Raw genomic sequence first — 19,192 nt, forward strand, 5'->3', positions numbered from 1 at the left:
TATCCTCCCTCGATACAGTACGACTAGTCATCGTGGCGTAAGCTTAAATCTAGTTCATTCAATTTGAATTTAACTTCTTCAAGTGATTTACGTCCAAGATTACGTACCTTAATCATTTCAGCTTCTGATTTGTCAGTTAATTCCTGTACGGTATTAATTCCAGCACGTTTCAAACAGTTGTATGAACGTACAGACAAATCAAGTTCTTCTATTGTCATTTCAAGTTTTTTCTCTTTTTGAGTCTCTTCTTTTTCCACCATGATTTCCACTTTACGTGTTTCATCCGTTAGATTTACGAAGATATTCAAATGCTCCGTAAGAATACGTGCAGCTAAACTAACTGCTTCTTCAGGGCTAATTGAACCGTCTGTCCATACATCAAGTGTCAGTTTATCAAAAGTATCCTTTTGACCAACACGAGTATTTTCGACTTGGTAGTTCACACGACTAACTGGGGTGTAAATTGAATCGACTGGCAATACACCAATTGGCATATCGTCTTTTTTATTGTGTTCAGCTCTTGCATAACCTCTACCTTTTTTAGCTGTCAAACGAACATGGAAATGTCCGCCTTCAGATACAGTACAGATATACAAGTCAGGGTTTAAGATTTCAACATCACTATCGAAAATGATGTCTGCTGCTGTTACCACTGCAGGGCCTTTCACATCGATTTCAATCGTCTTGTCCTCTTCAGAGTATAATTTGAGTGCCAATTTTTTAATATTTAAGATGATTGCTGTAACATCCTCAACAACACCATCAATAGTAGAAAATTCATGTAAAACACTGTCAATTTGAATATTTGTTACAGCTGCTCCCGGAAGAGAAGACAATAATATACGACGCAAGGAATTTCCTAACGTAGTTCCATACCCGCGTTCAAGTGGTTCTACAACGAATTTACCAAACTTGGCATCATCGCTGATCTCAATCGTTTCAATTCTTGGCTTTTCAATTTCGATCATTCTGCTATTTACCCCTTTCAAAACGTTAAGTTCATGTTATCGAGTGCAAACCTACAAAAAATGAAGCAGCTCTCAATTAAACACGACGGCGTTTTGGAGGGCGGCATCCATTATGAGGAATTGGAGTTACGTCACGAATAGCTGTAACTTCTAAACCTGTTGCTTGCAACGAACGAATTGCTGCTTCACGACCTGAACCAGGACCTTTAACTGCAACTTCGACTGTTTTCATTCCATTTTCCATACTTACTTTAGCTGCTGCTTCAGCTGCTAATTGAGCTGCAAATGGAGTTGATTTTTTTGATCCGCGGAAACCTAGTGATCCTGCTGATGACCATGAAATTGCGTTTCCATGAGTATCAGTAATCATTACAATAGTATTATTGAATGTTGAACGGATATGAGCTACTCCGCTCTCAATATTCTTTTTCGCACGACGTTTGCGTTGAACTTTTCTTGCCATTAAGGTTTACCTCCTTACTTCTTAATTATTTTTTCTTACCTGCAATTGCCTTAGCTGGGCCTTTACGAGTACGTGCATTATTTTTCGTGTTTTGTCCACGAACTGGTAATCCACGACGGTGACGCATGCCTCGGTATGAACCAATATCAATCAAACGTTTGATATTTTGGCTTACTTCACGACGAAGATCTCCTTCTAATTTCAATTTGTCCACTTCCACACGGATAGCGTCTAATTGATCGTTGGTTAGATCGCGTACGCGAACATCTTCTGATACACCAGCTGCTGCTAAAACATCGCTAGCTGTTTTTTTACCGATTCCATATATATAAGTTAGAGAAATTACTACACGTTTGTCACGTGGAATATCTACACCTGCAATACGAGCCATTACAATTACACCTCCTAATATTTTATATTATCCTTGACGTTGTTTATGTTTTGGATTTTCACAAATGACCATTACCCGACCATTACGGCGGATAACTTTACATTTATCACACATTTTTTTAACTGATGGTCTTACTTTCATGAACTAACCCTCCTATTTTAGTGACGGAGTGCAATTATTTAAAGCGGTAAGTTATACGTCCACGTGATAAATCATATGGAGATAACTCAACTGTAACTTTATCCCCTGGTAATATACGAATGTAATTCATACGAATCTTACCGGAAACATGCGCCAATACAATATGGCCATTTTCAAGTTCAACTTTAAAACTTGCATTTGGCAAAGTTTCAACGACTGTTCCTTCAATTTCTATGACATCGTCTTTCGCCACGCCTAGTACCTCCTTTAGTTTTTTCGCTTCTAACACGCGATAAACAGTGAGCGCGATCTTGCCCCCACTTGTTTTCATCTTAACTTATAGATTATAACACAACAAAAAAGCATTTTAAAGTCAATACCTTTAATATTATAGCATAACCCAAATTCTTCTACAAGTTTTCCAAAAATCATTTATTGACTTTTTTGAACAAATGTGAAGTTTATTTGCTTAAAAAAACAAATAAAAGAAAAGATGGATTTTGTAATAAATGGTAAAGATTATTTGCTTTGGTCAATGACTGCTTTAATTGCAGCAAAAACATCTTTCACATCATCTTCGCCGTTTACGGTGTACAAAACCCCACGCTCTTTGTAGAAGTTCAAAAGAGGTTCTGTTAATTCAACGTTTACGTTTATACGATTCTCGACTGTTTCAGGTTTGTCATCTTCTCTTTGATAGAACTCATGCCCTCCGCAACGATCACACGTACCTTCAACTTGTGTCGGTTTATTCAGTTTGTGGTATGTTGCTCCACAATTGCTGCACATAAAACGACCAGTAAGTCTTTGCATTAAAATGTCTTTGTTCACTTCAATGTAAAAAACAGCATCGATTGGTTTGTTTAAGTTGTTGGTGATTTCTTCTAACGCTTCCGCTTGATTCAATGTACGAGGGAAACCATCTAAAAGAAATCCTCTTTCAGTGTCGGATTCAGCCAAACGTTCGTTGACAATTCCATTGGTTACTTCATCAGGTACTAAGTTTCCAGAATCCATAAAAGATTTTGCTTTTAGTCCTAACTCGGTTTGGTTTTCAACTGCAGCCCGGAACATATCTCCTGTTGAAATATGAGGTATTTGATAAGCATCTACAATTTGTTCTGCTTGCGTCCCTTTTCCTGCACCAGGAAGCCCCATTAAAATGAGATTCATCATTTTTCCTCCTTAAATGTAAGAATTAGTGCTGAGGAAAATCCTCAACACGTTCTTCTTATTGGATAAAGCCGCGATAACTTCTTTTTGCAGTTTGTCCTTCTAGTTGTCTCATAGATTCAAGAGCCACACCTACTACGATGAGTAAGCTGGTTCCTCCAAGAGCCACAGAAGAAGGTAAATTCCACAAGTTAGATGCAAGAATCGGTACCAAAGCAATAATGCCTAGATACAGTGCACCTATTGTACTTAAACGGACAAGAACTTTTGATAAATAATCTTGAGTTGCTTTTCCGGGACGTACACTTGCGATGTAACCACCCTGTTTTTGCAAGTTTTCGGAAACTTTCTCCGGATTAACTTGGATGAAGGCGTAGAAGTAAGTGAACACTACGATCAAGACCGTATAGATCACAGCTCCTATTGGTTCTTCCAAATTGAAAATTTGATTAAGCACTTGATACCAAGTCTCATTTCCAGAACTCTGACTAAAGAAACCTAAGATGGTTTGAGGAGTCATGATAAAGGAACTCGCAAAAATAACTGGAATAACACCAGCTGAATTTACTTTTAATGGTATATGGGCGCTTTGGTCATTAGACGAAACACGTTTAGAGTACTGTACTGAAATTTTGCGTCTGGCGTTTTCCATATAAACCACTGCAATCACTAAAAGGATAAACCCAATAGCAATCAACGTGGAGAATAGGATCGCTTCTGTCATTTCAGAACCCGCATTTCGAATTTGAGTGTTGTAAAAATTGTAAAGGTCTGAAGGAACACGGGCAATGATACCTGAGAAGATGATCATTGAAGTGCCGTTCCCAAAACCATTAACAGTTATGAGCTCAGCTAACCATAAAACCATCATTGTTCCTGCAGTAAGAATAAGTGCAATGGACAGATATGTCGTCACACTTGGATTATTAACCAACCCTAAGTTTGTTAAGGCATTGAATCCATAGGATATACCGACCGCTTGTACAAACGCTAAAAAAATCGTCAAGTAACGAGTCACTTGATTCAATTTACGACGTCCAACTTCCCCTTGATCAGCCCACTCTGCAAATTTAGGAATAATATCCATTTGCAGCAATTGGACAACGATAGAGGCGGTGATATACGGAGAAACACCAAGCGCAAATATAGAATAGCTGCTAAGTGCTCCACCACCAAAGGTATTCAATAAGCTAAATAGTCCCGATGAAGATAAATCTCCCAACGCACTTGCATTCACGCCAGGAACCGTTATATGGGTTCCTAAACGAAAGAGAATCAAGATTCCTAGAGTGAAGAAAATTCTTCCTCTAATGTCCTTATCTTTAAATGCATCTTTTAGGACCTTTAACATTAAATCACCTCAACTGAACCGCCAGCAGCTTCGATTGCTTCTTTAGCTGCTTGGGAGAATTTATTTGCTTTAACAGTCAATTTACGTTCAATTGTTCCGTTTCCTAGCACTTTAATTCCTGACTTTTCGTCTTTGATGACTCCTGTTTCTACTAGTAAAGCTGGTGATACTTCAGTTCCGTCTTCAAAGCGGTTAAGTGTATCAAGATTAACAACAGCGTATTCTTTGCGGTTGATATTCGTGAATCCACGTTTTGGCAATGTACGGAATAAAGGTGTTTGTCCACCTTCAAAACCTAAACGAACGCCACCACCTGAACGTGCTTTTTGTCCTTTTTGACCACGACCTGAAGTTTTACCGTTACCAGAAGAAGTTCCGCGTCCTACACGGTTGCGTACTTTACGAGAACCCTCTGCAGGTTGTAATTCATGAAGTTTCATTATTTGGGCACCTCCTTCAATTTGAATCTTACGAAAGTTTACATTAATTAAACTTCTTTAACGTCCACTAAATGTGAAATTGTGTTAACCATACCTTTGATTGCTTCATTAGCAGGTTTAACTACAGTGCTGTTAGTCTTTTTAAGACCTAAAGCTTTAACTGTATCACGTTGATTTTGAGGACGTCCGATAACGCTACGTTTTAAAGTAATTTCTAAATTAGCCATTTCTTATTGTCCTCCTTTTATCCGATAATTTCTTCTACAGATTTACCGCGAAGTTTTGCAACTTCTTCAACGCGTTTTAATTGAGTTAATCCTTCGATTGTTGCACGTACCATATTGATTGGAGTGCTTGAACCTAATGATTTACTTGTTACGTCAGCAATACCAGCTAATTCCATTACGGCACGAACTGGACCACCAGCAGAAACTCCAGAACCTTCAATTGCAGGTTTGATTAAAACATTTCCACCGCTGTAGCGACCAACAACTTCATGAGGTACTGTTGAACCAGCTCTCGGTACTTCAATAAGATTTTTCTTAGCACTTTCAATTGCTTTACGGATAGCTTCTGGTACTTCTTGAGCTTTACCAGTACCAAATCCTACGTGTCCGTTTTTGTCTCCGACAACAACTAATGCAGCAAAACGTAAACGACGTCCACCTTTAACTACTTTAGTTACACGGTTGATTGTAACAACACGATCTTCTAATTCCATTGAGTTTGGATCGATGTATACCATGTGTGGTTTTCCTCCTTTTCTTAAAAGTCTAGTCCATTTTCGCGAGCAGCTTCAGCTAAAGCTTGAACACGGCCATGGTATAGGTATCCACCACGGTCAAAGACTACTTCTTTAATACCTTTTTCAACAGCACGGCTAGCAATTAATGCTCCGACAGCTGATGCTTGTTCTGTTTTTGATTCGCCTGAAACTTCTTTATCTAATGTAGATGCACTTGCGAGCGTGACACCCGCTACGTCGTCAATTACTTGAGCGTAGATATTCTTATTTGAACGGAATACGTTCAAACGTGGGCACTCAGCAGTACCAGAAATTTTAGCACGCACACGTCCATGTCTTTTTAGACGGACTTTGTTTTTGTCTGGTTTTGAAATCACAATTGTCACCTCTTTATTTTATTTGTAACGATTTAGGCTGCCAGGTTATTTACCTGTTTTACCTTCTTTACGACGAACGAATTCGTCAGTGTAACGAATACCTTTACCTTTGTAAGGCTCAGGAGGACGAACTGCGCGAATGTTAGCTGCAAGTTCTCCAACGTGTTCTTTGTTGATTCCTTTAACAATAATCTTAGTGTTTGAAGGAACTTCAACAGTTACGCCTTCTCTTGCTTCAAATTCAACTGGATGTGAAAGACCAACGTTCAATACAAGTTTGTTACCTTGTAATTGAGCACGGTATCCAACCCCAATCAAATCTAAAGTTTTTTCAAATCCTTCAGTAACTCCAACAACCATGTTGTTAACGATGGCACGTGTAGTTCCGTGGATTGTACGGTGAGATTTGCTGTCATCTGGACGGTCGAAAGAAATTTCGTTGTCAGCAACAGTCATTGTGATAGCTGGGCTTTTAGAGAAGTTTAATTCTCCTTTAGGACCTTTAACAGTTACCACATCATCGTTTTGAGTAACTTCTACTCCAGCAGGAATAGTAATAACTTTATTTCCAATACGGCTCATAGCAGGGCACCTCCTTATTTAATCTTAAATATTACCAAACGTAAGCGAGTATTTCGCCACCGATATTTTTTGCTCTTGCTTCTTTGTCTGTAACGACGCCTTCTGAAGTTGATACGATCGCAATACCAAGTCCGTTAAGAACTTTAGGTACATCGCCAGCTTTAGCGTAAACACGCAAACCTGGTTTAGAGATACGTTTCAATCCAGTGATAACACGTTCGTTGTTTTGTCCATATTTTAAGAAAACACGGATAACGCCTTGTTTGTCGTCTTCAACAAATTCAACATTTTTTACAAAACCTTCACGTTTTAAAATGTTAGCAATATCTTTTTTAGATTTTGAAGCAGGTACTTCTAATGATTCGTGTCTAGCTGAGTTAGCGTTACGAACACGAGTTAGAAAATCTGCGATTGGATCAGTCATGACCATGATTTTTAGCCTCCTTTTTGCGAGTTTCGTTTTACCAGCTTGCTTTCTTCATACCAGGAATTTCACCTTTATAGGCTAGTTCGCGTAAGCAAATACGGCAAAGTTTGAATTTGCGGTAAACTGAATGTGGACGACCACAACGTTCACAACGAGTGTATGCTTGAGTTGAGAATTTAGCAGGGCGTTTACTTTTAGCAATCATTGATTTTTTAGCCACTATCTTCGCCTCCTATATTATTTTTGGAATGGCATTCCAAGTTGTGTTAATAATTCACGAGATTCTTCGTCAGTGTTAGCAGTAGTTACAATAACAATGTCCATTCCGCGAACTTTATCAACCATATCGTACTCAACCTCAGGGAAGATAAGTTGTTCTTTAACTCCTAGCGTGTAGTTACCACGTCCGTCGAAAGCTTTATTGCTCACACCGCGGAAGTCACGTACACGAGGAAGTGAAACAGAAACCAATTTGTCTAAGAAATCGTACATTCTGTCTCCACGTAATGTTACTTTAGTACCAATCGGCATACCTTCACGTAAACGGAAGCCAGCGATTGATTTTTTTGCTTTTGTGATTACTGGTTTTTGACCAGAAATTACTGTCAATTCATTAACAGCTTTGTCTAAGTTTTTAGTGTTAGATACAGCATCACCTACACCCATGTTGATAACGATCTTGTCAACTTTTGGAGTTTGCATAATTGATGTGTAGTTAAATTTTTCCATCATAGATGGTGTAATTTCTTTTTGATATTTTTCTTTAAGGCGGTTCATGAAGTTAGTCCCTCCTTCCTTAATATATTAGTTTAAAACTTCACCGGATTTTTTAGAAATACGTACTTTTTTACCATCTTCAACTTTGTAGCCAACGCGAGTTGGTTCACCTGTTGAAGCATCGATCAACATAACATTTGACACATGAACTGGAGCTTCGATTTCTAAGATCCCGCCATTTGGTTCAAATGATGATGGTTTTTGGTGTTTTTTCATAATGTTTACACCTTCAACGGTAACACGATTTTTCTTAGGAAATACAGCAGTAACTACGCCTTCTTTTCCTTTATCTTTACCAGTGATAACTTTAACTTTATCTCCTGTTTTAATAAACATATTTTTCTCGCACCTCCTTCGTGGATGGTTGGGTATTAAAGAACTTCTGGAGCCAATGAAACGATCTTCATGTAGTTGCTGTCGCGTAATTCACGAGCAACAGGTCCAAAGATACGAGTTCCTCTTGGGCTCTTGTCATCACGGATGATAACACAAGCATTTTCATCAAATTTAATGTAAGAACCGTCTGCACGACGAGCTCCTGTTTTTGTACGTACAATAACAGCTTTTACAACTTCACCTTTTTTGACAACGCCACCTGGTGTTGCATGTTTAACCGTACAAACAATTACATCACCAATGTTAGCAGTCTTACGGCCAGAACCACCTAGTACTTTAATAGTCAGTACTTCACGTGCTCCAGAGTTGTCAGCTACTTTTAAACGACTTTCTGATTGGATCACTTTCGTATCCTCCTTTCGGAATTAGAAACTTCATTTTTTTCAATTAGGGTATTTATTAGATAATGATTGACTCTTCTACGATTTCAACCAAACGGAAATGTTTAGTTGCTGATAGTGGACGAGTTTCCATAATTTTAACGATATCGCCTAATTTTGCACTGTTATTTTCATCATGTGCTTTATATTTTTTAGAGTATTTCATACGTTTACCGTATACTGGATGACGTTTTTGAGTATCAATTTGAACTACAATAGTTTTGTCCATTTTGTCAGAAACTACGCGTCCTTGATAAACTTTACGTTGATTACGTTCTTCAGTCATTCGTTAGCGACCTCCTTTATCGATCAACTATTTTTGTAATTCAGCTTGACGCAACGCAGTTTTAATGCGCGCGATAGATTTGCGAACTTCGCTCAATCTTGAAGTATTCTCTAACTGACCAGTAGCCAATTGGAATCTTAGATTGAATAATTCTTCTTTGAATTCTTTTTCTTTTTCAATCATTTCTGAAGTGGATAATTCTTTAAGTTCATTAGCCTTCATTAGATTCACCACCAATTTCTTCACGTTTTACGAATTTCGTTTTGACTGGTAATTTGTGTGATGCTAAACGTAAAGCTTCACGAGCTACTTCTTCAGATACGCCGCCAACTTCAAACATGATTTTTCCACGTTTAACTGGTGAAACCCATCCTTCAGGAGCACCTTTACCAGAACCCATACGAACTCCGATAGCTTTAGATGTGTATGATTTGTGAGGGAAAATTTTGATCCATACTTTCCCGCCACGTTTCATGTAACGAGTCATAGCAATACGAGCAGCTTCAATTTGACGGTTTGTGATCCAGTGTGATTCTATAGCTTGTAAGCCGAATTCACCATAAGCGATTTCTTTACCGCCTTTAGCTTCTCCACGCATTTTACCTCTAAATTCACGACGGAATTTTACACGTTTAGGTACTAACATGTTATTTCCCTCCTTTCTCTGCATTCTTTTTAGCTGGTAATACTTCTCCACGGTAGATCCAAACTTTAACGCCTAGTTTACCGTAAGTAGTGTCAGCTTCTTCCCAAGCGTAATCGATGTCTGCACGCAATGTGTGCAATGGAACAGTTCCTTCAGAATGTGTCTCGCTACGAGCCATATCTGCACCGTTCAAACGACCAGAAACTTGAGTTTTGATACCTTTAGCTCCAGCACGCATTGTGCGTTGGATAGCTTGTTTTTGAGCGCGGCGGAAGGCTACACGATTTTCTAGTTGACGTGCGATTCCTTCTCCAACTAATTTTGCATCTAAATCAGGTTTTTTGATTTCCACGATGTTGATGTGAACACGTTTGCCTGATAATTCGTTTAATTTCTTACGTAAAGCATCTACTTCAGATCCACCTTTACCGATAACCATTCCTGGTTTAGCAGTGTGAATTGAGATATTTACACGGTTAGCAGCACGTTCAATTTCTACTAATGAAATTGATGCATCGCTAAGGTTTTTGAAGATGTATTCGCGAATAGCGATATCTTCATGCAAGTAAGCGCCGAATTCTTTTTCTGCATACCATTTAGAATCCCAGTCGCGGATGATACCTACACGCAAGCCTTTTGGATTAATTTTTTGACCCACAGATTAGCCCTCCTTTTTTTCTGATACCACGATAGTAATGTGGCTTGTACGTTTCATGATTGGTGAAGCTGAACCTTTAGCACGAGGACGGAAACGTTTCATCGTTGGTCCTTCGTCTACGAAGGCTTCGCTTACTACCAAGTTTTCAATGTTTAAATCATAGTTATGTTCTGCATTAGCAATAGCAGATTTCAATACTTTTTCGACTACTGGTGAAGCGCCGCGTGGAGTGAATTTCAAGATTGAAATTGCTTCTCCTACACTTTTACCTCTAATAAGATCGACAACTAAACGAACCTTACGAGCGGCAATGCGAACACTTTTAGCAGTAGATTTAGCTGCTGTAATTTGTTCTGACATGAGTAATCCTCCCCTCAAATATTAACGTTTAGTTTTCTTGTCATCCGCAGTATGTCCACGGTAAGTTCTTGTTGGTGCAAATTCACCTAATTTGTGTCCGACCATGTCTTCTTGTACATAAACAGGAACATGTTTCCGTCCATCGTATACCGCAATTGTGTGTCCAATAAAGTTCGGGAAAATTGTTGAACGACGAGACCAAGTTTTGATAACTGTTTTCTTCTCGCTAGCATCCATTGCTTCTACCTTTTTCATTAAGTGTTCATCGACGAAAGGTCCTTTTTTAAGACTACGACCCATAGTTGAACCTCCTTCCAGTTATGCAGCAAATTGGTTTTCCAATTCGCCTAGATTATTTTGTTTTACGACGACGTACGATTCGTTTGTTAGATCTAGCTTTTTTGTTACGTGTTTTCAATCCTAATGCAGGTTTACCCCATGGAGTTAATGGACCAGCATGTCCGATTGGAGCTTTACCTTCACCACCACCGTGTGGGTGATCGTTAGGGTTCATTACAGATCCACGAACAGTAGGGCGTTTACCCATCCAACGTGAACGTCCGGCTTTACCGATGTTGATCAATTCGTGTTGCTCGTTACCAACTTCACCGATTGTAGCACGGCAAGAAGCTAAGATTTGACGAACTTCGCCTGAACCTAAACGAACTAATACGTATTTACCTTCTTTACCCAAAACTTGAGCGCTTGTTCCAGCAGAACGAACTAATTGTCCACCTCTACCTGGTTTCAACTCAATATTGTGGATAACAGTACCAACTGGAATACTTGATAGAGGTAAAGCATTACCTACTTTAATATCAGCATTTTCTCCTGAAAGAATATGTTGCCCTACTTCAATTCCTTTTGGTGCAAGAATGTAAGTTTTGATCCCATCTGTATAGTGTACTAATGCAATATTAGCAGAACGGTTTGGATCATACTCAACAGTTTTTACGATACCGACAACATCGTCTTTATTACGTTTGAAGTCGATAACACGGTAGCTGCGTTTGTGCCCGCCACCTTGGTGACGTACAGTGATTTTACCAGCGTTGTTACGACCAGCCTTTTTTTTGTTAGGTTCTAGTAAAGTCTTTTCAGGTGTTGTAGATGTAATCTCTGAAAAGTCAGAACCTGTCATATTACGGCGGCCGTTAGTGGTAGGTTTGTACTTTTTAATCGCCACGTGATTTCCCTCCTATTTGATAGTATTTTGAATTATTCAGCTTCGAAAAATTCGATATCTTTTGAGTCTGCAGTTAAAGTTACTACAGCTTTACGACGTTTTTTAGTGTATCCAGAATATTTACCCATACGTTTCAATTTTCCACGTACGTTCATAACATTCACGTTTTTAACTTTTACGCCAAAGATTTCTTCAATTGCTTGTTTGATGTGAGTTTTGTTTGCGCGAACGTCAACTTCAAAAGTGTATTTTTTGCTGTCTTCAGCAAGCATAGCTTTTTCAGTGATCATTGGACGCAAGATTACTTCGCGTGCTTCCATTATTGAAGAGCCTCCTCTACTTTAGTTAGAGCAGTTTGTGTAAAAATCAATTTTTCATGAGCTACAACATCTAAAACTGTAACGTTGCTTGGAGATACTACTGTTACTCCTGGAAGGTTACGAGCTGATAATGCTGTAAAATCATTTCCGTCTTCTACAACTACTAATACTTTTGTATCAACGTTTAAATTGTTTAACACTTGTGCAAATTCTTTCGTTTTTGGTGCATCGAAGTTCAATGCATCTACAACGATTACGTTTTCGTCTGCTACTTTAGAAGAAAGAACAGATTTGATTGCTAAACGACGAACTTTTTTAGGAAGTTTGTAGCTGTAAGAACGAGGTGTAGGTCCAAAGACAACACCACCGCCACGCCATTGTGGTGAACGGATAGATCCTTGACGAGCACGTCCAGTACCTTTTTGTCTCCATGGTTTACGGCCACCGCCTCTTACTGCACTACGGTTTTTAACTTTGTGTGTTCCTTGTCTTAATGAAGCACGTTGCATGATGATTGCATCAAAAACAACATTTTCATTTGGTTCAATTCCGAAAATAGCATCGTTTAATGTAACTTCGCCATTTTGAGAACCGTCTTGTTTAAATAAGACTAATTTTGCCATTCCTTTGCTCCTCCTTTCTTCGATCTTTATTTAACTGCTTTAAGAGCAGTTCTGATTTGGATTAAGGATTTTTTAGCTCCAGGTACATTACCTTTAATTAAGATAACATTTTTCTCAGCGTCAACACGTACAATTTCAAGGTTTTGAATTGTTACACGGTTTCCACCCATACGACCTGGTAATAATTTACGTTTGAATACACGGTTAGGATCAACGGGACCCATAGAACCAGGACGACGGTGGTAACGAGATCCGTGAGACATTGGTCCACGAGATTGGCCATGGCGTTTAATAACACCTTGGAATCCTTTACCTTTTGTTGTCCCCGTTACATCAACGATGTCTCCGGCTTCAAATACTTCTACAGTTACTTCTTTTCCTACTTCGTATTCCCCTAGCTCAACATCGTCGAATTCACGTATGAAGCGCTTAGGAGTAGCGTTTGCTTTTGCTACATGACCTTTAGCAGGTTTGTTTGACAATACTTCGCGTTTATCTTGGTAACCAAGTTGAACTGCTTCGTAGCCATCATTTTCCATTGTTTTAAGTTGTAAAACAACGTTTGGAGTAGCTTCGATTACTGTTACAGGAATTAATTCCCCAGCTTCAGTAAACACTTGTGTCATACCTACTTTTTTTCCTAAGATTCCTTTGGTCATGAGTACACCTCCATTATTTTTAGTTTGTATTATAATTTAATTTCGATATCTACGCCTGATGGTAGATCAAGTTTTGTTAATGCATCAACAGTTTTTGGTGTTGGGTTAACAATGTCGATCACACGTTTGTGTGTACGCATTTCAAATTGCTCACGAGAGTCTTTGTATTTGTGAGTCGCACGGATCACAGTATATACACTTCTCTCAGTTGGTAATGGAATTGGACCAGACACGCTAGCACCAGTTCTCTTTGCTGTTTCTACAATTTTGTCCGCTGATTGATCCAAGATACGGTGTTCGTATGCTTTTAAACGGATACGGATTTTTTGTTTTGCCATAATTTTCCCTCCTTCGCCTATTCTTATAAAGTAGACATTGCTCCACGAAAATTTCCGACACACTCGCCGTGGCAAAGCGGCCGGGTGTATCGCAATCTCCCGTTTCTTAGCCATCGATTCCGAAATGAAATCGGGGTCTGTGCTTCTCTCTTTTAAATCAGCACCTTAAATAGTATAACGGAAATACAATACTAAATCAAGCATATTCCAACGTTTTTTTAAGTTTTCTGAAAAGTTTTTCGTTCACCTAATAAAAAACTACTATCTTATTTGTCAGCAATATTAAGATAGTAGCTTATTTAAAATTGTTTGTCTATCGATACAAATTTTTATTTCATAATTCCTTGCCAGATTTGGACATTTATTGTCACACTTTGACGATCCAGCCCTCTGGAGCTTCTACATCACCAAATTGGATTCCGACCAGTTCGTCATACAATCTTTTTGTCACAGGTCCTACTTCAGTCTCACTATAAAACACATGGAAGGTATCTCCATATTGAATACCACCGATAGGAGAAATTACTGCTGCTGTTCCACAAGCCCCTGCTTCTTTAAATTGATCCAGCTGATCGATATAAACGTCCCCTTGCTCCACTGTTAATCCTAAACGATGTTCTGCCAGATACAATAGAGAGTATTTAGTGATACTCGGCAAAATAGATGGAGACTCCGGCGTGATGAACTTGTCGTCTTTTGTGATTCCAAAGAAATTCGCTGCCCCTACTTCTTCTATCTTAGTATGAGTGATAGGGTCCAAATAAATCGCATCACTGAATGCTCTTTTGTGCGCCTCTGCTCCAGGCAGCAAACTTCCTGCATAATTCCCGCCAACTTTTGCAGCACCGGTACCTCTGCCAGCTGCGCGATCGTAATCCGATACTAAGAAGTTGGTTGGTGTTAGCCCTCCTTTGAAATAAGGACCGACCGGCATACAAAATACAGAGAAAATGTATTCTGAAGCAGGCTTCACTCCGATATTATCTCCAACACCTATTAGAAATGGTCGAATATATAATGTTCCGCCCGTTCCGTATGGAGGCAAATAATGTTCATTAGCTTTTACCACTTGTTTGACTGCATCTACGAATACATCAGTCGGCACTTCCGGCATCAGCAGACGGCGGCAGCTTCTTTGCATGCGTTTGGCATTTTCTTCCGGTCTGAACAAATTGATGTCTCCATCTTTTGTGCGATAAGCCTTCAATCCTTCAAAGCAAGATTGTCCATAGTGCAGCGCAGTTGAACCTTCACTGATATGTAATTGATTGTCTTCAGTCAATACACCGTTATCCCAATTTCCATCTTTCCAATGAGATAGGTAGCGTAAATCCGTTTTGATGTAATTAAACCCTAAATTTCCCCAGTCGATTGAAACTTCTTTTCCCATTTGAATCCCCCTTAATAAATTTGTTACTTAGTGTAACACAATAAATAGAAGAAAAAAGAGATTACTTTTAGTTTTTGGTGTTTTTTACGGAATATCGATGTAGCGCCCTTAAACTTTCGGCCATGAGCAGTTATAATTTCTACGCCATGGCCGAAGTGAACCGTTGAATTGTCCATGAGCTGGATATTTTTTGTCCTGATGGCCGCAAAAGATTTTTTTCCGGCCATCAGCAACATCCGCTTTTGCTTCATGGCCGATTCACCACCCGGCAGCATGAAAATTCACCCCTTTAACCATTGACCTATACACTCAAAAAACAGTTAGCCTATTTAATAGAAATTTCCACTTCTACATATAGTAGATTGTTCCCCTTTTACTTGATCTTATAAGAATGCTCTTGAGTAATTTTCTTTTTTGCTGTTTTCGGCCTTGAGGGATTCAATTTGCTTCGTCATGGACTAAATGAACTGCCACGTCTTAATACCCAAGATCCAAACCTTCAACCAAAAATGACTCACACTCAAAGACACAAAAAAAGAAGCTTTCCTCGTTAAAGGAAAGCTTCTTTTGAATCTTACTTGCGTAAGAAAGTTGTCTTTAGTTGATTAAGCTTCGATTGAAGCAACAACGCCAGCTCCAACAGTACGTCCACCTTCACGGATAGTGAATTTAGTACCTTGGTCTAAAGCGATAGGTGCGATCAATTCAACGCTGATTGTAACGTTGTCTCCAGGCATAACCATTTCAGTACCTTCTGGTAACTCGATAACACCAGTTACGTCAGTTGTACGGAAGTAAAATTGTGGGCGGTAGTTAGCGAAGAATGGAGTGTGACGTCCACCTTCTTCTTTAGATAAGATATAAACTTCACCTGTAAATTTTGTGTGTGGAGTGATTGAACCTGGTTTAGCTAATACTTGTCCACGTTGGATGTCTTCACGAGAAACCCCACGTAATAAAGCACCAATATTGTCTCCAGCTTCAGCGTAATCTAACAATTTACGGAACATTTCAACACCAGTAACAGTTGATTTAACTGTATCGTGTAAACCGATGATTTCGATTTCGTCTCCGACTTTAACTTGTCCAGCTTCAACACGGCCTGTAGCAACAGTACCACGTCCAGTGATTGAGAATACGTCCTCAACTGGCATCATGAATGGTTTTTCAGTATCACGTTCTGGGTTTGGAATGTAAGAGTCAACAGCATCCATCAATTCCATGATTTTATCTTCGTATTCAGCTACGCCTTCAAGAGCTTTAAGAGCTGAACCAGCGATAACTGGAGTGTCATCACCAGGGAATTCGTATTCTGATAACAAGTCACGAACTTCCATTTCTACTAATTCTAATAATTCTTCGTCATCAACCATGTCAACTTTGTTTAAGAAAACAACGATGTATGGAACACCAACTTGGCGAGACAATAGGATGTGCTCACGAGTTTGTGGCATTGGGCCGTCAGCAGCAGAAACTACTAAGATAGCTCCGTCCATTTGAGCAGCACCAGTGATCATGTTTTTAACGTAGTCCGCGTGACCTGGGCAGTCAACGTGAGCATAGTGACGAGCGCCTGTTTCATATTCAACGTGAGAAGTTGAAATAGTGATTCCACGTTCGCGTTCTTCTGGAGCTCCATCGATTGAAGCGTAGTCAGTTGCAGTACTTGCAAAACCTTTTTTAGCTAATACAGTTGTAATTGCAGCAGTTAACGTTGTTTTACCGTGGTCAACGTGTCCAATTGTACCAATATTAACATGGGGTTTTGTACGTTCGAATTTTTCTTTTGCCATTTTATTAATTTCCTCCTCATATTGAGTTGCTATTTTAATCGAATCCAGTTGTCTGCATTTGCCTAAATCAAAGACCTAATCAAATGGCAAACTAAACCAATTCTTTAGTAAAAATTATAACGATTTTAGTAGAGAAAAGCAATACTTAACAGTTTTACGCTAAATAATATTATTCAGCTGCAGAACCGTTTTTCTTGATAATTTCTTCTGAAATTGATTTTGGTACAGCTTCGTAGTGGTCAAATTGCATTGTAAATGTACCACGTCCTTGTGTAGATGAACGTAACGCTGTTGCGTATCCGAACATTTCAGCAAGAGGAACAATACCTTTAACAATAGTAGTGTTTCCACGTACTTCTGAACCTTCAATGCGTCCACGACGAGCGCTGATGTGTCCCATGATATCTCCTAAATAATCTTCAGGAATAGTAACATCAACTTCCATCATAGGCTCTAAAATTACAGGACCAGCTTTCTTCGCAGCATTTTTCAATGCCATTGAAGCAGCTACCTTAAATGCAGTCTCATTCGAGTCAACATCATGGTAAGATCCATCAAAAAGTTTCGCTTTAACGTCAACTAAAGGATATCCAGCAAGAACACCGTTGTCTAGAGAAGCCTCTAAACCAGCTTTAACTGCAGGGATGTATTCACGAGGAACAGATCCACCAACGATAGCATCTTCGAATTCAAAACCTTTACCTTCTTCGTTAGGAGCAAATTCAATCCATACGTGTCCGTATTGACCTTTACCACCTGATTGACGTACAAATTTACCTTCAGCTTCAGTAGCTTTAGTAAATGTTTCACGGTAAGAAACTTGAGGAGCTCCTACAGTTGCTGCAACGTTAAATTCACGTTTCATACGGTCAACGATGATGTCCAAGTGCAACTCACCCATACCAGCGATAATAACTTCGCCAGTCTCGTGGTCAGTTTCAGCACGGAAAGTTGGATCTTCTTCAGCTAATTTTTGAAGAGCGATACCCATTTTATCTTGGTCAGCTTTTGAGTTTGGCTCAATTGCAACTTGGATAACTGGTTCTGGGAAGTCCATTGATTCTAAGATAACTTGTTCTTTTTCGTCAGATAAAGTATCACCAGTAGTTGTATCTTTCAATCCAACTGCAGCAGCAATATCACCTGAGAATACTTCAGGAATCTCGCTACGTGAGTTCGCATGCATTTGCAAGATACGACCTACACGTTCACGTTTACCTTTAGTTGCATTCATAACGTATGAACCTGATTGCAAAGTACCAGAGTAAACACGGAAGAATGTTAAACGACCAACAAATGGGTCAGTTGCTACTTTAAATGCAAGAGCAGCAAATGGCTCGTTGTCATCAGCATGGTGTTCGATAATTTCATCTGGATTATCCACAGAATGTCCTTGAATTGGAGGAACATCAAGTGGTGATGGAAGGTAATCAACAACAGCATTCAATAATAATTGAACACCTTTGTTTTTAAATGCAGTACCACAAAGAACAGGGTAGAATTCTACTTTAACTGTTGCAGTACGGATAGCTGATTTAATCTCTTCTACAGAGAATTCTTCACCTTCAAGATATTTCATCATGAACTCTTCATCTGTTTCAGCAAGTGCTTCTAACAGATTAGTGCGCCATTCAGCAGCAAGTTCTTTTTTATCTTCAGGAATTTCGATTTCTTCAACGTCAGTACCTAAATCATTTGTGTAATTGTAGGCTTTCATTTCAACTAAATCGATAATACCTGTAAATTGATCTTCAGCACCGATTGGCAACTGAATTGGGTGAGCGTTTGCTTGTAAACGGTCGTGGATAGTGTTTACAGAGTACAAGAAGTCTGCACCTGTTTTATCCATTTTGTTTACAAATACAATACGTGGAACACCGTAAGTTGTTGCTTGACGCCAAACTGTTTCAGTTTGAGGTTCAACACCTGATTGAGCATCAAGTAAAGCAACAGCACCATCTAATACACGTAATGAACGTTCAACTTCAACAGTGAAGTCCACGTGACCAGGTGTATCAATGATGTTAACACGGTGACCATCCCAAGCAGCAGTTGTCGCAGCAGAAGTGATTGTGATACCACGCTCTTGCTCCTGTTCCATCCAGTCCATTTGTGAAGCTCCCTCATGAGTTTCACCAATTTTATGGATACGTCCAGTGTAATAAAGGATACGCTCAGTCGTTGTTGTTTTACCAGCATCGATATGGGCCATGATTCCGATATTACGAGTTTTTTCTAGAGAAAATTCTCTTTTTGCCATCTTGAATATACACCTCTTTTTTGTAAATTTTTAAATCTGTTTATTTCCCAAAGCTGCTATAG

Annotated in this window: 32 protein-coding genes; all 32 read right to left on the reverse strand. The window is 39.2% G+C overall.

The window, feature by feature from the left end; translation table 11 throughout:
* Positions 1-23: 23 nt before the first annotated feature.
* The 32 genes from LMF32_RS04830 to fusA all read right to left on the reverse strand — a co-directional run bounded on the left by LMF32_RS04830 (position 24) and on the right by fusA (position 19,130).
* Positions 24-968, reverse strand: coding sequence for a DNA-directed RNA polymerase subunit alpha (locus LMF32_RS04830; protein WP_230524037.1), 945 nt, complete (start codon positions 966-968; stop codon positions 24-26).
* Positions 969-1,044: 76 nt separating this feature from the next.
* Positions 1,045-1,431: a 30S ribosomal protein S11 gene (rpsK, locus tag LMF32_RS04835; protein ID WP_092480924.1), complete on the reverse strand. Its 387-nt coding sequence runs from the start codon at positions 1,429-1,431 to the stop codon at positions 1,045-1,047.
* A 25-nt stretch (positions 1,432-1,456) separates the two neighbouring features.
* Positions 1,457-1,822 carry a 30S ribosomal protein S13 gene (gene rpsM / locus LMF32_RS04840; RefSeq protein WP_092480923.1) on the reverse strand — a complete coding sequence of 122 codons (366 nt, stop codon included), beginning with the start codon at positions 1,820-1,822 and terminating at the stop codon, positions 1,457-1,459.
* Between the two features lie 27 nt (positions 1,823-1,849).
* On the reverse strand, positions 1,850-1,963 hold the full coding sequence (gene rpmJ / locus LMF32_RS04845; protein ID WP_034299928.1) for a 50S ribosomal protein L36: 114 nt from the start codon (positions 1,961-1,963) through the stop codon (positions 1,850-1,852).
* Positions 1,964-1,997: 34 nt separating this feature from the next.
* Positions 1,998-2,216: a translation initiation factor IF-1 gene (gene infA, locus LMF32_RS04850; protein ID WP_092480922.1), complete on the reverse strand. Its 219-nt coding sequence runs from the start codon at positions 2,214-2,216 to the stop codon at positions 1,998-2,000.
* 266 nt (positions 2,217-2,482) lie between these two features.
* Positions 2,483-3,136 (reverse strand): adenylate kinase, encoded by a 654-nt coding sequence (locus LMF32_RS04855; protein ID WP_092480921.1) that lies wholly within the window; start codon positions 3,134-3,136, stop codon positions 2,483-2,485.
* Positions 3,137-3,194: 58 nt separating this feature from the next.
* A complete protein-coding gene (gene secY / locus LMF32_RS04860; protein ID WP_230524038.1) occupies positions 3,195-4,487 on the reverse strand; it encodes a preprotein translocase subunit SecY in 1,293 nt (430 codons plus the stop codon).
* On the reverse strand, positions 4,487-4,927 hold the full coding sequence (gene rplO / locus LMF32_RS04865) for a 50S ribosomal protein L15 (protein WP_092480919.1): 441 nt from the start codon (positions 4,925-4,927) through the stop codon (positions 4,487-4,489). Before rplO ends, secY begins: the two co-directional genes overlap by 1 nt.
* 47 nt (positions 4,928-4,974) lie before the next feature.
* A complete protein-coding gene (gene rpmD, locus LMF32_RS04870) occupies positions 4,975-5,154 on the reverse strand; it encodes a 50S ribosomal protein L30 (RefSeq protein WP_092480918.1) in 180 nt (59 codons plus the stop codon).
* A gap of 17 nt (positions 5,155-5,171) precedes the next feature.
* Positions 5,172-5,672, reverse strand: coding sequence for a 30S ribosomal protein S5 (gene rpsE / locus LMF32_RS04875; RefSeq protein WP_092480917.1), 501 nt, complete (start codon positions 5,670-5,672; stop codon positions 5,172-5,174).
* A gap of 20 nt (positions 5,673-5,692) precedes the next feature.
* A complete protein-coding gene (gene rplR / locus LMF32_RS04880) occupies positions 5,693-6,058 on the reverse strand; it encodes a 50S ribosomal protein L18 (RefSeq protein WP_280521798.1) in 366 nt (121 codons plus the stop codon).
* Positions 6,059-6,094: 36 nt separating this feature from the next.
* A complete protein-coding gene (gene rplF / locus LMF32_RS04885; protein WP_230524039.1) occupies positions 6,095-6,631 on the reverse strand; it encodes a 50S ribosomal protein L6 in 537 nt (178 codons plus the stop codon).
* 31 nt (positions 6,632-6,662) lie between these two features.
* Positions 6,663-7,061: a 30S ribosomal protein S8 gene (gene rpsH, locus LMF32_RS04890; protein ID WP_092480914.1), complete on the reverse strand. Its 399-nt coding sequence runs from the start codon at positions 7,059-7,061 to the stop codon at positions 6,663-6,665.
* A 31-nt stretch (positions 7,062-7,092) separates the two neighbouring features.
* Positions 7,093-7,278, reverse strand: a complete 186-nt coding sequence (locus LMF32_RS04895) for a type Z 30S ribosomal protein S14 (protein WP_204212092.1) — start codon at positions 7,276-7,278, stop codon at positions 7,093-7,095.
* 17 nt (positions 7,279-7,295) lie between these two features.
* Positions 7,296-7,835: a 50S ribosomal protein L5 gene (gene rplE / locus LMF32_RS04900; RefSeq protein ID WP_092480912.1), complete on the reverse strand. Its 540-nt coding sequence runs from the start codon at positions 7,833-7,835 to the stop codon at positions 7,296-7,298.
* Positions 7,836-7,862: 27 nt separating this feature from the next.
* A complete protein-coding gene (gene rplX, locus LMF32_RS04905) occupies positions 7,863-8,171 on the reverse strand; it encodes a 50S ribosomal protein L24 (RefSeq protein WP_092480911.1) in 309 nt (102 codons plus the stop codon).
* Between the two features lie 35 nt (positions 8,172-8,206).
* Positions 8,207-8,575, reverse strand: a complete 369-nt coding sequence (gene rplN / locus LMF32_RS04910; RefSeq protein WP_092480910.1) for a 50S ribosomal protein L14 — start codon at positions 8,573-8,575, stop codon at positions 8,207-8,209.
* A gap of 55 nt (positions 8,576-8,630) precedes the next feature.
* A complete protein-coding gene (gene rpsQ / locus LMF32_RS04915; protein ID WP_092480909.1) occupies positions 8,631-8,897 on the reverse strand; it encodes a 30S ribosomal protein S17 in 267 nt (88 codons plus the stop codon).
* Positions 8,898-8,924: 27 nt separating this feature from the next.
* Positions 8,925-9,119: a 50S ribosomal protein L29 gene (rpmC, locus tag LMF32_RS04920; RefSeq protein ID WP_092480908.1), complete on the reverse strand. Its 195-nt coding sequence runs from the start codon at positions 9,117-9,119 to the stop codon at positions 8,925-8,927.
* A complete protein-coding gene (rplP, locus tag LMF32_RS04925; RefSeq protein ID WP_092480907.1) occupies positions 9,109-9,543 on the reverse strand; it encodes a 50S ribosomal protein L16 in 435 nt (144 codons plus the stop codon). The genes rpmC and rplP overlap by 11 nt, the downstream gene beginning before the upstream one ends.
* Position 9,544: 1 nt before the next feature.
* Positions 9,545-10,201 carry a 30S ribosomal protein S3 gene (gene rpsC / locus LMF32_RS04930; RefSeq protein WP_092480906.1) on the reverse strand — a complete coding sequence of 219 codons (657 nt, stop codon included), beginning with the start codon at positions 10,199-10,201 and terminating at the stop codon, positions 9,545-9,547.
* Positions 10,202-10,204: 3 nt separating this feature from the next.
* Positions 10,205-10,561: a 50S ribosomal protein L22 gene (rplV, locus tag LMF32_RS04935; RefSeq protein WP_092480905.1), complete on the reverse strand. Its 357-nt coding sequence runs from the start codon at positions 10,559-10,561 to the stop codon at positions 10,205-10,207.
* 21 nt (positions 10,562-10,582) lie between these two features.
* Positions 10,583-10,861 (reverse strand): 30S ribosomal protein S19, encoded by a 279-nt coding sequence (gene rpsS / locus LMF32_RS04940; protein WP_092480904.1) that lies wholly within the window; start codon positions 10,859-10,861, stop codon positions 10,583-10,585.
* Between the two features lie 52 nt (positions 10,862-10,913).
* Positions 10,914-11,747, reverse strand: a complete 834-nt coding sequence (gene rplB, locus LMF32_RS04945) for a 50S ribosomal protein L2 (protein WP_092480903.1) — start codon at positions 11,745-11,747, stop codon at positions 10,914-10,916.
* A 32-nt stretch (positions 11,748-11,779) separates the two neighbouring features.
* On the reverse strand, positions 11,780-12,067 hold the full coding sequence (gene rplW / locus LMF32_RS04950; RefSeq protein ID WP_092480902.1) for a 50S ribosomal protein L23: 288 nt from the start codon (positions 12,065-12,067) through the stop codon (positions 11,780-11,782).
* Positions 12,067-12,690: a 50S ribosomal protein L4 gene (gene rplD, locus LMF32_RS04955; protein ID WP_092480901.1), complete on the reverse strand. Its 624-nt coding sequence runs from the start codon at positions 12,688-12,690 to the stop codon at positions 12,067-12,069. The genes rplW and rplD overlap by 1 nt, the downstream gene beginning before the upstream one ends.
* A gap of 26 nt (positions 12,691-12,716) precedes the next feature.
* Positions 12,717-13,349 carry a 50S ribosomal protein L3 gene (gene rplC, locus LMF32_RS04960; protein ID WP_092480900.1) on the reverse strand — a complete coding sequence of 211 codons (633 nt, stop codon included), beginning with the start codon at positions 13,347-13,349 and terminating at the stop codon, positions 12,717-12,719.
* Positions 13,350-13,378: 29 nt separating this feature from the next.
* Positions 13,379-13,687 carry a 30S ribosomal protein S10 gene (rpsJ, locus tag LMF32_RS04965; RefSeq protein WP_143084253.1) on the reverse strand — a complete coding sequence of 103 codons (309 nt, stop codon included), beginning with the start codon at positions 13,685-13,687 and terminating at the stop codon, positions 13,379-13,381.
* 367 nt (positions 13,688-14,054) lie between these two features.
* A complete protein-coding gene (locus LMF32_RS04970) occupies positions 14,055-15,077 on the reverse strand; it encodes a branched-chain amino acid aminotransferase (protein WP_230524040.1) in 1,023 nt (340 codons plus the stop codon).
* A gap of 23 nt (positions 15,078-15,100) precedes the next feature.
* Positions 15,101-15,352, reverse strand: coding sequence for a hypothetical protein (locus tag LMF32_RS04975; protein ID WP_230524041.1), 252 nt, complete (start codon positions 15,350-15,352; stop codon positions 15,101-15,103).
* A 330-nt stretch (positions 15,353-15,682) separates the two neighbouring features.
* On the reverse strand, positions 15,683-16,870 hold the full coding sequence (gene tuf, locus LMF32_RS04980) for an elongation factor Tu (RefSeq protein WP_230524042.1): 1,188 nt from the start codon (positions 16,868-16,870) through the stop codon (positions 15,683-15,685).
* A 169-nt stretch (positions 16,871-17,039) separates the two neighbouring features.
* Entirely contained in the window at positions 17,040-19,130 is a 2,091-nt protein-coding gene (gene fusA, locus LMF32_RS04985; RefSeq protein WP_092480896.1) for an elongation factor G, read from the reverse strand.
* Between the last annotated feature and the right edge of the window lie 62 nt (positions 19,131-19,192).

Origin of the sequence: Desemzia sp. C1, from assembly GCF_020882875.1 — a bacterium.
In the GTDB taxonomy this organism is placed as follows: domain Bacteria; phylum Bacillota; class Bacilli; order Lactobacillales; family Carnobacteriaceae; genus Desemzia; species Desemzia incerta.

Bases quoted from the DNA above. Each gene is read 5' to 3' on its own strand.
- rplC (WP_092480900.1), bottom strand. From the start codon at position 13,349: ATGACCAAAGGAATCTTAGGAAAAAAAGTAGGTATGACACAAGTGTTT.
- rpmJ (WP_034299928.1), bottom strand. From the start codon at position 1,963: ATGAAAGTAAGACCATCAGTTAAAAAAATGTGTGATAAATGTAAAGTT.
- rpmC (WP_092480908.1), bottom strand. From the start codon at position 9,119: ATGAAGGCTAATGAACTTAAAGAATTATCCACTTCAGAAATGATTGAA.
- rpsM (WP_092480923.1), bottom strand. From the start codon at position 1,822: ATGGCTCGTATTGCAGGTGTAGATATTCCACGTGACAAACGTGTAGTA.
- LMF32_RS04855 (WP_092480921.1), bottom strand. From the start codon at position 3,136: ATGAATCTCATTTTAATGGGGCTTCCTGGTGCAGGAAAAGGGACGCAA.
- rplW (WP_092480902.1), bottom strand. From the start codon at position 12,067: ATGGAAGCACGCGAAGTAATCTTGCGTCCAATGATCACTGAAAAAGCT.
- LMF32_RS04970 (WP_230524040.1), bottom strand. From the start codon at position 15,077: ATGGGAAAAGAAGTTTCAATCGACTGGGGAAATTTAGGGTTTAATTAC.
- rplP (WP_092480907.1), bottom strand. From the start codon at position 9,543: ATGTTAGTACCTAAACGTGTAAAATTCCGTCGTGAATTTAGAGGTAAA.
- rplD (WP_092480901.1), bottom strand. From the start codon at position 12,690: ATGGCAAAATTAGTCTTATTTAAACAAGACGGTTCTCAAAATGGCGAA.
- rplV (WP_092480905.1), bottom strand. From the start codon at position 10,561: ATGTCAGAACAAATTACAGCAGCTAAATCTACTGCTAAAAGTGTTCGC.
- rpmD (WP_092480918.1), bottom strand. From the start codon at position 5,154: ATGGCTAATTTAGAAATTACTTTAAAACGTAGCGTTATCGGACGTCCT.
- rpsH (WP_092480914.1), bottom strand. From the start codon at position 7,061: ATGGTCATGACTGATCCAATCGCAGATTTTCTAACTCGTGTTCGTAAC.
- fusA (WP_092480896.1), bottom strand. From the start codon at position 19,130: ATGGCAAAAAGAGAATTTTCTCTAGAAAAAACTCGTAATATCGGAATC.
- rpsK (WP_092480924.1), bottom strand. From the start codon at position 1,431: ATGGCAAGAAAAGTTCAACGCAAACGTCGTGCGAAAAAGAATATTGAG.
- rpsS (WP_092480904.1), bottom strand. From the start codon at position 10,861: ATGGGTCGTAGTCTTAAAAAAGGACCTTTCGTCGATGAACACTTAATG.
- rplX (WP_092480911.1), bottom strand. From the start codon at position 8,171: ATGTTTATTAAAACAGGAGATAAAGTTAAAGTTATCACTGGTAAAGAT.
- rpsE (WP_092480917.1), bottom strand. From the start codon at position 5,672: ATGGTATACATCGATCCAAACTCAATGGAATTAGAAGATCGTGTTGTT.
- LMF32_RS04830 (WP_230524037.1), bottom strand. From the start codon at position 968: ATGATCGAAATTGAAAAGCCAAGAATTGAAACGATTGAGATCAGCGAT.
- rpsJ (WP_143084253.1), bottom strand. From the start codon at position 13,687: ATGGCAAAACAAAAAATCCGTATCCGTTTAAAAGCATACGAACACCGT.
- rplE (WP_092480912.1), bottom strand. From the start codon at position 7,835: ATGAACCGCCTTAAAGAAAAATATCAAAAAGAAATTACACCATCTATG.
- rplF (WP_230524039.1), bottom strand. From the start codon at position 6,631: ATGAGCCGTATTGGAAATAAAGTTATTACTATTCCTGCTGGAGTAGAA.
- rplO (WP_092480919.1), bottom strand. From the start codon at position 4,927: ATGAAACTTCATGAATTACAACCTGCAGAGGGTTCTCGTAAAGTACGC.
- secY (WP_230524038.1), bottom strand. From the start codon at position 4,487: ATGTTAAAGGTCCTAAAAGATGCATTTAAAGATAAGGACATTAGAGGA.
- tuf (WP_230524042.1), bottom strand. From the start codon at position 16,870: ATGGCAAAAGAAAAATTCGAACGTACAAAACCCCATGTTAATATTGGT.
- rpsQ (WP_092480909.1), bottom strand. From the start codon at position 8,897: ATGACTGAAGAACGTAATCAACGTAAAGTTTATCAAGGACGCGTAGTT.
- LMF32_RS04975 (WP_230524041.1), bottom strand. From the start codon at position 15,352: ATGCTGCCGGGTGGTGAATCGGCCATGAAGCAAAAGCGGATGTTGCTG.